The sequence below is a fragment of the Streptococcus parasanguinis genome, assembly GCF_964238605.1.
Taxonomy (GTDB): Bacteria; Bacillota; Bacilli; order Lactobacillales; family Streptococcaceae; genus Streptococcus; species Streptococcus parasanguinis_AJ.
On sequence record NZ_CAXSMM010000014.1, the window covers coordinates 39,193 to 50,429 of the forward strand.

At 44.4% G+C, this 11,237-nt stretch carries 8 protein-coding genes; all 8 read left to right on the top strand.

The features are described from left to right. Positions 1 to 41: 41 nt before the first annotated feature. The 8 genes from ACESR9_RS09330 (at position 42) to ACESR9_RS09365 (ending at position 11,128) form a co-directional block, all read left to right on the top strand. Positions 42 to 743: a histidine phosphatase family protein gene (locus ACESR9_RS09330; RefSeq protein WP_031576016.1), complete on the top strand. Its 702-nt coding sequence runs from the start codon at positions 42 to 44 to the stop codon at positions 741 to 743. Then, positions 733 to 1,506: a M15 family metallopeptidase gene (locus ACESR9_RS09335; protein WP_031576018.1), complete on the top strand. Its 774-nt coding sequence runs from the start codon at positions 733 to 735 to the stop codon at positions 1,504 to 1,506. The genes ACESR9_RS09330 and ACESR9_RS09335 overlap by 11 nt, the downstream gene beginning before the upstream one ends. Positions 1,507 to 1,674: 168 nt before the next feature. Next, positions 1,675 to 2,709 carry a heat-inducible transcriptional repressor HrcA gene (gene hrcA, locus ACESR9_RS09340; RefSeq protein ID WP_031576020.1) on the top strand — a complete coding sequence of 345 codons (1,035 nt, stop codon included), beginning with the start codon at positions 1,675 to 1,677 and terminating at the stop codon, positions 2,707 to 2,709. Positions 2,710 to 2,733: 24 nt separating this feature from the next. Beyond that, a complete protein-coding gene (grpE, locus tag ACESR9_RS09345; RefSeq protein ID WP_301355021.1) occupies positions 2,734 to 3,258 on the top strand; it encodes a nucleotide exchange factor GrpE in 525 nt (174 codons plus the stop codon). A gap of 239 nt (positions 3,259 to 3,497) precedes the next feature. Then, the gene (gene dnaK, locus ACESR9_RS09350; RefSeq protein ID WP_021154445.1) at positions 3,498 to 5,321 is read left to right on the top strand and encodes a molecular chaperone DnaK; all 1,824 of its coding nucleotides are present in this window, start codon (positions 3,498 to 3,500) and stop codon (positions 5,319 to 5,321) included. Between the two features lie 191 nt (positions 5,322 to 5,512). Beyond that, entirely contained in the window at positions 5,513 to 6,145 is a 633-nt protein-coding gene (locus ACESR9_RS09355; protein ID WP_373106359.1) for a DJ-1/PfpI family protein, read from the top strand. A gap of 157 nt (positions 6,146 to 6,302) precedes the next feature. Next, entirely contained in the window at positions 6,303 to 7,436 is a 1,134-nt protein-coding gene (gene dnaJ / locus ACESR9_RS09360; RefSeq protein ID WP_003004734.1) for a molecular chaperone DnaJ, read from the top strand. 161 nt (positions 7,437 to 7,597) lie between these two features. Then, positions 7,598 to 11,128 carry a family 20 glycosylhydrolase gene (locus ACESR9_RS09365; RefSeq protein WP_373106360.1) on the top strand — a complete coding sequence of 1,177 codons (3,531 nt, stop codon included), beginning with the start codon at positions 7,598 to 7,600 and terminating at the stop codon, positions 11,126 to 11,128. Positions 11,129 to 11,237 lie beyond the last annotated feature (109 nt).

An 11,237-nucleotide genomic window follows, 5' to 3' on the forward strand; every position in this document is an offset into this window, starting at 1 on the left:
AAAAATGATATAATGAAAGAGATACATACGGAGGTAATACAATGACAAAAACCAGATTATATATTGCTCGTCATGGAAAAACCATGTTTAATACCATTGGGCGGGCACAGGGCTGGTCAGACACTCCGCTGACAGAAGCAGGAGAGCGTGGGATTCGAGAATTAGGACTTGGTCTCAAGGAAGCTGGGCTTTCTTTTGAAGAGGCTGTTTCGAGTGATTCTGGACGCACCATTCAAACCATGGGAATTATTCTTCAAGAACTCGGTCTGACAGGGAAAATCCCTTATCGTTATGACAAACGGATCCGCGAGTGGTGTTTTGGTAGTTTTGACGGTGCTTATGATGGCGATCTCTTCATGGGAGTTTTACCCCGTGTCTTTAAGGTCGATGATTTCCATCAGTTGAGCCTGATGGAGTTAGCAGAAGGGATCGTCGAAGTGGATACCACTGGTTGGGCTGAATCCTGGGGAACCTTGAGTAGTCGGATCAAAGAAGGATTTGAGGCTATCGCAAAAGAGGTAGAAGCAGCTGGCGGTGGCAATGCTATTGTGGTTAGCCATGGTATGACCATTACGACCTTGATTTATCTCATTGATCCAAAAGCGGTCGAAGAATTGGTCTTGGACAACGGAAGCGTGACGGTTTTGGCCTATGAAGATGGTGCCTTTCATATTGAAAAGATTGGGGATCTGTCCTATCGTAAGGTTGGAGCAAAACTTCTAGAGGGTGGCCATGACGAATAAGTATAGACGCGCAAGAAAAAAACGTAAGAAATGGTGGCCTTACCTATTGAGTTTCTTTCTTCTTGTGGTCCTTGGATCAGGAATTGGTGTTTACTTAGCGAAGCCAAGCTTGTTTTCAGGGCTTCAGTTTTGGAAGGCTAAAAAAACAGCTGTAACGACTCCCTCTTCTTCTAAGAAAAAGGAAGAAAAATCAGATTTACCAGCCGTTTCGACAAAAGACTGGCAGTTGATCTTGGTCAATCGTGACAATGTGAAGCCTGAGCTGAACCCACAATTAACAGATGTGGATGCTATCAAAGTGGATAGTCGGATTGTAGAACCGACTCGTCAATTTTTAGAAGCGGCTCGAAAAATTGCCCCAGAAGAAACCTTGATATCAGGCTATCGAAGTGTGGCCGAGCAAACAGAGCTCTATAATGAGCGTGTTGCGCAACTAGAGGCTAGCGGCCTTTCGCACGAAGAAGCTGAAAAGCAGGTGCAGACTCAGGTACAGGTCCCTGGTGCTAGTGAACACCAGACGGGGCTTGCGATTGATATGAGTGTCGAAGCTGGTCAAAGTGATGAGTTGGGCATGCAGCTGGCTGCCATCGCACCGCAATATGGCTTTGTCCTTCGCTACCCAGATGGGAAGAGCAACATCACGGGGGTGAATTTTGAGAATTGGCATTTCCGTTATGTTGGCGTAGAAAATGCCCAGTATATGGCCAAGCATCAGCTAGTATTGGAAGAATATATTCAACTATTGAAAAAGGCTGGAAAATAGGAGGGGATTCACTTCTCTAGGTCTTAAGAATGATTTTTAGCACTCTTGAAAAAAGAGTGCTAATTTTTTGGATTTTTCTCTTGACTTTCTTTTGGATGGGTGTATAATAGAATCAAGGTTTAGCACTTGAGTGTTTAGAGTGCTAAAAAATGAAAGAGAGGTGAGGTCATGGTTACAGAACGTCAAAATGAGATTCTCAATCTTGTCGTCGATATCTTTACCAAGACCCACGAACCAGTCGGTTCAAAAGCGCTACAAGATGTGATTCAATCCAGTAGCGCGACCATTCGAAACGACATGGCTGCCCTCGAAAAACAAGGCTTACTAGAAAAGGCCCACACTTCGAGTGGCCGAATGCCTAGCCGAGCTGGTTTTCAATATTTTGTTCAGAACTCGCTTGATCTAGAGCTGATTGATGAGCAAGATGTCTACCAAGTGGTGAAAGCCTTTGATTTCGAAGCCTTTAAGTTAGATGATATCTTGGATGCTACGGCCAAGTTGCTAGCCCAGATGACGGGTTACACCGCAGTGATTCAGGATGTTGAACCGACACGTCAGCGCTTGACTGGTTTTGAGATTGTTCCATTGTCCAACCACGATGCCTTAGCGGTTCTGACCTTGGATGAATCAAAGCCTGTCACCGTCCAGTTTGCCATTCCAAAGAATTTCTTAACCAGTGACTTGGAAATCTTCCATCAGCTGGTTCAAGAACGCTTCATTGGAAATACAGTCTTGGATATCCACTACCGCCTGCGGACAGAGATTCCACAGATTGTACAGCGCTATTTCAAGACGACAGACAATGTGCTGGATCTCTTTGATTACGTCTTCTCGCAACTGTTTCAAGAACTGGTTTTTGTAGAAGGAAAGGTTTCATCATTAACCTACGCCGATCTTCAGACCTATCAGTTCTTAGATTATCCCCAACACGTAGCCTTGGAGTTACGAGGGGGAATGCCAGAAGACCAAATGACCCAGATCCTGGTTGCAGAATCCCAAGAAAAGGCCTTGAAAAATGTGACGGTGATTAGTCACAAGTTCCTAGTGCCTTATCGTGGGATGGCCCTCATGCATGTGATCGGTCCCGTAGAGATGGATTACAGGCGTGTGATTAGCCTGGTCAATGTCATCGGACGGGTACTGGTTATGAAGTTGACGGACTACTACCGTTACCTCAACAGCAACCATTATGAAGTAAATTAAGACTAAATGAAAGGGGTGTATGCCTTGACAGAAGATATCAAAAAAGAAGACGTGAAAGAAGAGGAAGTTGCCCAAACAACTGAAGAAGTTGTAGAGGAAAGCAACCAACCTTCTGAGTTAGAAGAAGCACAAGCGCGTGCCGAAGAATTTGAAAACAAATACCTTCGTGCTCATGCAGAAATGCAAAACATTCAGCGCCGTGCTAATGAAGAACGTCAACAATTACAAAAATACCGTAGCCAAGATTTGGCAAAAGCGATCTTACCATCACTGGACAACCTCGAACGCGCCCTTGCCGTCGAAGGATTGACAGATGATGTGAAGAAGGGCTTGGAAATGGTCCAAGAAAGTTTGGTACATGCTCTGAAAGAAGAAGGAATCGAAGAAATTCCAGCGGACGGAGCCTTTGACCATAACTACCACATGGCCATCCAAACCTTACCTGCAGATGACGAACATCCAGCAGACACTATCGCACAAGTCTTCCAAAAAGGCTACAAACTCCATGACCGCATCCTTCGCCCAGCCATGGTAGTGGTTTATAACTAGGCTGCCTTGTCCGAAACGACACTAAACTATGAAAGAAAGATAAGACGCAAGCCGGAGGCTTGCAAGGAAGATATTTCCCGCCGTGGTGAAAGTTTCAGTAGCTTGTGCTACTGAAACAGGGGATTTTTGAGACAGTAGGCTCAAAAATAAGTGATGAAATCCCGAAGGGAGTTGCTCACGTCCCCACCACTTAAGGGAAATATCAAAAAAAGAAGAAAAATCAACAAGGAGAAAAACATATGTCTAAAATTATCGGTATTGACTTAGGTACAACAAACTCAGCAGTAGCAGTTCTTGAAGGAACTGAATCAAAAATTATCGCAAACCCAGAAGGTAACCGCACAACTCCATCTGTAGTGTCATTCAAAAACGGTGAAATCATCGTTGGTGACGCTGCAAAACGTCAAGCAGTAACAAACCCAGATACAGTGATTTCTATCAAATCTAAGATGGGTACTTCTGAAAAAGTTTCTGCAAATGGTAAAGAATACACACCACAAGAAATCTCAGCGATGATTCTTCAATACTTGAAAGGTTACGCTGAAGACTACCTTGGTGAAAAAGTAACGAAGGCTGTCATCACAGTTCCAGCTTACTTCAACGATGCTCAACGTCAAGCAACTAAAGACGCTGGTAAAATCGCTGGTCTTGAAGTAGAACGTATCGTCAACGAACCAACAGCAGCAGCCCTTGCTTATGGTTTGGATAAGACTGATAAAGAAGAAAAAATCTTGGTATTCGACCTTGGTGGTGGTACATTCGACGTATCTATCCTTGAATTGGGTGATGGTGTCTTTGATGTATTGGCAACTGCAGGGGATAATAAACTCGGTGGTGACGACTTTGACCAAAAAATCATCGACTACATGGTTGAAGAATTCAAGAAAGAAAATGGTATCGACTTGTCAACAGACAAGATGGCGCTTCAACGTTTGAAAGACGCAGCTGAAAAAGCGAAGAAAGACCTTTCTGGTGTGACTTCAACTCAAATCAGCTTGCCGTTCATCACTGCAGGAGCTGCTGGACCTCTTCACTTGGAAATGACTTTGACTCGTGCGAAATTCGACGATTTGACTCGTGATCTTGTAGAACGTACAAAAACTCCAGTTCGTCAAGCCCTTTCAGATGCAGGTTTGAGCTTGTCAGATATCGACGAAGTCATCCTTGTCGGTGGTTCAACTCGTATTCCTGCCGTTGTAGAAGCTGTTAAAGCTGAAACTGGTAAAGAACCAAACAAATCAGTGAACCCTGACGAAGTTGTGGCTATGGGTGCTGCGATCCAAGGTGGTGTGATCACTGGTGACGTCAAAGACGTTGTCCTTCTTGACGTAACTCCATTGTCACTTGGTATCGAAACAATGGGTGGAGTCTTCACAAAACTCATCGACCGCAACACTACAATTCCAACTTCTAAATCACAAGTCTTCTCAACTGCAGCAGATAACCAACCAGCCGTTGATATCCACGTTCTTCAAGGGGAACGCCCAATGGCAGCAGATAACAAGACTCTTGGACGCTTCCAATTGACTGATATCCCAGCTGCACCTCGTGGTATCCCACAAATCGAAGTTACATTTGACATCGACAAGAACGGTATCGTATCTGTTAAAGCGAAAGATCTTGGAACTCAAAAAGAACAAACAATCGTTATCCAATCAAACTCAGGTTTGACAGATGAAGAAATCGACCGCATGATGAAAGATGCAGAAGCTAACGCTGAAGCAGATAAGAAACGTAAAGAAGAAGTTGACCTTCGTAACGAAGTAGACCAAGCTATCTTTGCGACTGAAAAGACCATCAAAGAAACTGAAGGCAAAGGCTTTGATGCAGAACGTGACGCAGCTCAAGCAGGACTTGATGATCTTAAGAAAGCTCAAGAATCAGGTAACCTTGAAGAAATGAAAGCAAAACTTGAAGCCTTGAACGAAAAAGCACAAGCATTGGCTGTTAAACTTTACGAACAAGCTGCAGCAGCACAACAAGCACAAGCAGGAGCTGAAGGAGCACAAGCATCAGGCAACGCAGGCGATGACGTCGTAGACGGAGAGTTTACTGAAAAGTAAGATGCAAAGCCCGTTAAAACCTCACAGTGAAAATAGGAAATCTGACGCAGGAACTTTAGTTTCTAGGAAGATTTATCTTTTTCACCAAGAGGTTAGGGCGTGCTCAATTCAGCTTAACAACTAAATGATAAAAAGAAATCCAGAGGTTGCAACCCAGCCTCTGTTTTTCGGTAAAATAGAGGATGTTGCCTATGAAAAAAGTACTTTGTTTGATTTATCCTAATTTTTCTCTTTATGAGATAACTGCTTTAACGAGTACTTTAGCTCTGTCTTTTGACGTCACGATTGATTATGTCGCTTCAGATCATTCGATGGTGGTCTCTGAGGATGGCTTGCTCTGTCAACCGACCAAAACACTGGATCAAATCTGTATAGAAGAGTATTCTTGTGTGATTTTGCCAGGAATGGTCAATATAGGGCCTGCCTTACAGGATGAGAAATTGATTTCGTTCTTGAAGGACCTTGGTGAGCAAGATATCCTCATTGCAGCCATTTCTTCAGCGCCTCTTTTATTAGCGAAAGCAGGTCTGTTGAAGGACACGAAATTTACAGGTGGAATTTGGCAAAACTTCTTTGACTATTTTGAATTTCTTCCACGTGAGAATTTCCAACCGAAAGTGCTTGTGCAAGATAAACAGATCATTACGGCTATCGGTTTTGCCCATCAAGAGTTTGCAAGAAGAGTGATTCTAAGTTTAGGCTTGGAAGAGAATACGGACAACTATTTTAAAGAACAAAACGACTACTCAGAAGAGGATTTGATATTTACTCTATCGGACAAAGAGTTTGATCAAGTAAAGCGAAGCATAGAAAATGCCCTCTAAAGATTACATGAAAATTATAGAAAGGAACAAAGAGTGTTCGTAACTGAACACGGGCTACGGACGGTGCCAAAAAGATAGTTTTTTCTAGGACGCAAGCGTCCGTCGTCAAAACTCCTATTTTGGCTGTGTCCGTTTAACGCCCTTTGTATCTTGAATTATGAACAATACTGAATTTTATGACCGTTTGGGCGTTTCAAAGAATGCATCTCAAGATGAGATCAAGAAAGCCTATCGGAAATTATCTAAAAAATATCACCCAGATATCAACAAGGAGCCTGGTGCTGAGGAAAAGTACAAGGAAGTTCAAGAAGCTTACGAGACTTTGAGTGACGAGCAAAAACGGGCTGCTTATGACCAATATGGTGCTGCGGGTGCCAATGGTGGCTTCGGTGGCGGAGCAGGTGGTTTTGGTGGCTTTGATGGTGCTGGTTTTGGTGGCTTTGAAGATATCTTCTCTAGCTTCTTTGGTGGTGGTGCAAGTCGTAATCCAAATGCACCTCGTCAAGGGGATGACCTCCAATACCGCGTCAATCTCAAGTTTGAAGAAGCGATTTTTGGTGCGGAAAAAGAAGTCAAGTACCATCGGGAAGCAAGCTGTCATACCTGTCATGGTTCTGGGGCTAAGCCAGGGACTAGTCCGGTGACCTGTGGACGCTGTCATGGTTCTGGAGTCATCAATGTGGATACTCAGACCCCTCTTGGGATGATGCGCCGTCAAGTGACCTGTGATGTCTGTCATGGTCGTGGTCAAGAAATCAAAGATCCATGTACGACTTGTCGTGGAACAGGTCATGAAAAACAAGCTCATAGCGTGAATGTCAAGATTCCTGCCGGAGTTGAAACGGGTCAACAAATCCGCTTAGCTGGTCAAGGAGAAGCTGGCTTTAACGGTGGACCATACGGGGACTTGTATGTTGTTGTCAATGTTGAGCCGAGCGATCGTTTCGAACGAGATGGCTCAACCATCTACTACAAGTTAGACTTGAACTTTGTTCAAGCAGCTCTTGGAGATACGGTCCATGTGCCAACTGTTCACGGAGATGTCGATTTGGTCATTCCTGAAGGAACCCAAACCGGTAAGAAATTCCGCCTCCGTGGAAAAGGGGCTCCAAGCTTGCGTGGTGGTGCTATGGGGGATCAATATGTATCTGTCAATGTCGTCACCCCAACTGGTTTAAATGACAAGCAAAAAGAAGCCCTTCAAGCCTTTGCGGAAGCAAGTGATTTGAAGGTCAACCCAAAGAAAAAAGGGTTCTTTGACAAGGTCAAAGATGCTTTAGATGATTTATAAGAATGAACGAGTTTCCTTTTGAGTAAGGAGCTCGTTTTATTTTGGATCGAATCCAAGAACTTCCTCTCCTAATTAAAGAATAATGAGGACCCTCATTGAATTTATTAAGATATCGTGGTAAATTTAAGAAAACGATTACAATGACAATTTAGGAGGTCCTGATGAAATCAGATCAACCACGTTATGCGATTCGCAAGTATGCAGTAGGAGCTGCTTCGGTGCTCATAGGATTTTTTGCTGGCGCGAATGTTGTAGCAGCTGATACGCCAACGGCTACAGACAGCCCTTCAACGACAGTTCCAACTCAGCCAAACGAGGGTGAGTCGACGATTTCCCTTAATGAGGAAGCTTCTCAGCCAACAGTAGAAAAACCAACGGCTCCTGCCCCAATCGTCGATCAAAGTCAACCGACACTGCCTGATCGTGAATTGCGGGTATCAGATCTTGACCGTTTGATTCGCGAAGAAGCAAGTTCTGTCGCAGAGTCGGATGTGGCAGCTCAACCAGCGACGGAAACGCCTGCTAAAGATCCTGATCAGGAAGAAAAATTAGCCAAGAAAAAGATTGTTTCGATCGATGCCGGTCGCAAGTACTTCTCACCAGAGCAAATCAAGGAAATCATTGATGAAGCTAGTAAGACGGGCTATACAGACTTGCATCTTCTAGTTGGAAATGACGGCTTGCGCTTTGTGCTGGATGATATGTCTTTGAAAGTGGGAGATACTTCTTATTCTAGCCAAGCCGTGACAGATGCGGTTGAAAAAGGGACAAAAGCTTATTACGATGATCCGAACGGGACAGCCTTGACCCAGGCTCAAATGGATGATATTTTGGCCTACGCCAAATCGAAGAAAGTGGGCGTCATCCCAACTATTAATAGTCCAGGTCACATGGATGCGATTCTGACAGCCATGGAACAATTGGGCATCGAAAACCCTCACTTTAATTACTTTGGCACTAAAAAATCAGCTCGGACAGTTGATTTGGACAACCAAAAAGCCTTAGACTTTACCAAAGCCTTGGTAGACAAGTATGCGGCTTATTTCAGCGGCAAGGCAGACATTTTCAATATTGGTTTGGATGAATATGCCAACGATGCCACAGATGCCCATGGTTGGCAGGTTCTCCAAGCTAGCAAGCATTGGCCAGGTGAAGGCTATCCAGAAAAAGGCTATGAAAAATTCATCCAATACGCCAATGATCTAGCAGCCATTGTGAAAAAACACAAGATGAAACCAATGGCCTTCAATGATGGAATCTACTACAATGGCGATACTTCCTATGGTACTTTTGACAAGGATATCATTGTGTCCTACTGGACAGGTGGCTGGAATGGCTATGATGTCGCTTCTTCAAAACTCTTGTCTGAACTAGGTCATCAGATTCTTAATACCAATGATGCTTGGTATTATGTGCTTGGACGGGACAAGGCTGGATCTGGTTGGTACAACCTTGATCAAGGTCTCGAAGGAATTTCCAAGTCAGCGATTGATGTGGTTCAAAAAAATGATGGGGCTAAGGTTCCCTTCATCGGTGGCATGGTAGCTGCCTGGGCAGATACGCCATCTGCAACCTACAAAAAAGACCTTCTCTTTAAGCTCATGCATGCCTTCGCGGACAAGAATGCGGACTACTTTGTAGCAGATCCTGAAGTGGTCGAAAAAGCTCTTTCGGAAGCTCCAACTGATTTGGACCACTATACAAAGGAATCTCTAGTAGCCTTTACGGCAGCTAAAAAAGCTTTAGAAGGGGCAGGAGCAAATACCACTCGAGCAGAGGCCAAAACCTTAATCGACAATCTCAAAGCAGCTCAAGGTGCTTTGGTGTATACGGAAAGCTACGCGAAAGAAGTTGCAGCAAAAGAAGCGGAAGAAAAACTTGCCATGAAGAAGGTCATCTCGATCGATGCAGGCCGCAAATACTTCTCATTGGATCAGCTGAAACGGATCGTCGATAAGGCCAGTGAGCTGGGTTATTCTGACTTGCACCTCCTTGTCGGAAACGATGGCATGCGCTTCGTCCTCGATGATATGACGGTGGAAGCCAATGGCAAAACCTATGCTAGTGACGATGTGAAAAAGGCCATTCTAGAAGGCACCAAGGCCTATTACGATGATCCAAATGGTCAAGCCTTGACTCAAGCAGAAATGGATGAACTCCATGCTTATGCTACTGCTAAAGGAATCGGCTTGATTGCGGCGGTCAATAGTCCTGGCCACATGGATGCTTTGTTGGTGGCCATGGAAAAATTGGGCATTGAAAATCCACAAGCCAGCTTTGATACGGTTTCAAAAACAACCATGGATTTGACCAATGAAGCAGCAGTCAACTTTACCAAAGCCTTGATTGGCAAGTACATGGACTACTTCAAAGACAAGTCTAAGATCTTTAACTACGGAACAGATGAATATGCCAATGATGCTACCAGTGCGCAAGGCTGGTACTACCTCAAGTGGTATGACCTCTATGGTAAATTTGCGGAGTATTCCAATAGTCTTGCAGCCATGGCGCGTGAAAAAGGCTTGCAGCCAATGGCCTTTAACGATGGCTTCTATTATGGAGATGAAGATGATGTTACCTTTGACAAGGACGTCTTGATTTCATACTGGTCCAAAGGATGGTGGGGCTATAACCTCGCATCTCCACAGTATTTGGCAGATAAGGGGTATAAATTCCTTAATACCAACGGAGACTGGTACTATGTTTTGGGAAGAACACCTGAAACGGGTGGTGGTTATATTGAAAAAGCGATTGCCAATGCAGCTGCTACTCCATTTAGACAACTCCCAAGTACAAAATATCCAGAAACATCTTTGCCGATGGTCGGTAGCATGGTAGCTGTTTGGTGTGATACCCCAAGTGAAGAATACATCGAAAAAAATGTCTTTGATCTCATGGAAGCTTTTGCCAACCACAACAAGGACTATTTCAAAGCAGACTTCACTGCCCTTAGAAAAGCAGTTGCCACGGTGCCAACAGATCTAGCCATATACACACCAGAATCGCGCGCAGCCCTTGCGAAAGTCTTAGATAGCTTGAATTGGAATGTGAGCCGTGCTCATCAAGATCAGGTGGATCAAGAAGTGGCCGCTCTGACCCAAGCCCTTGCGGGGCTCAAGCCAATCACGCAAGTAGGTAGCTTGGCTGAAAATGACGTCAAAGCCCTAGTGGAAGACAAACCAAGTCTTGAAATCGTAGAAAAAGAACTTGATTTTGACCTTGTGGAACGGACCAATCCAGATCTCGCTAAAGGAGAACGCAGAGTGATCCAGGCTGGGGTTAAAGGGCAAGGTCTTGAGTATGTAGAGGTTTCGGCACTTGATCAAAGTCGAAAAGTGATCGCTACAGAAGTTGCCACAGAGCCGGTTGCAGAAATTGTTGAAGTCGGTACCAAAGAAATTGTGATCCCAACAAGCCCTTCAGTAGAAGCACCAGTGAAGTCAGACGTGCTTGTGAACAAAATGGTTCCAGATCCTTCAACACCTCAAGTGATTTCGAAAGATCAACCAGTAGCACCAGTAAATACCCCAATGCCAATTCCAGCAGCTGTGGAAAAAGAGGTTCGTTCAGAAACAGTATCTTCTAACAAGCAACTTCCAGAAACAGGAGTGGAATCTGCTCTTAGGCTCGCTTTACTAGGAGCGATCTTAGGAGCAACAGGAATGGACTTGAAAAATAAAAAAAGAGACTAAGACCTAGTAGATTTGTAACAGGTCGAAGTTAGGAGAGTGGGACAGAAATCGGTAATTCGTTAGAATTCGATTTCGTCGTCCCACCTCCGCACAGTTGAGTAGGGCTGTA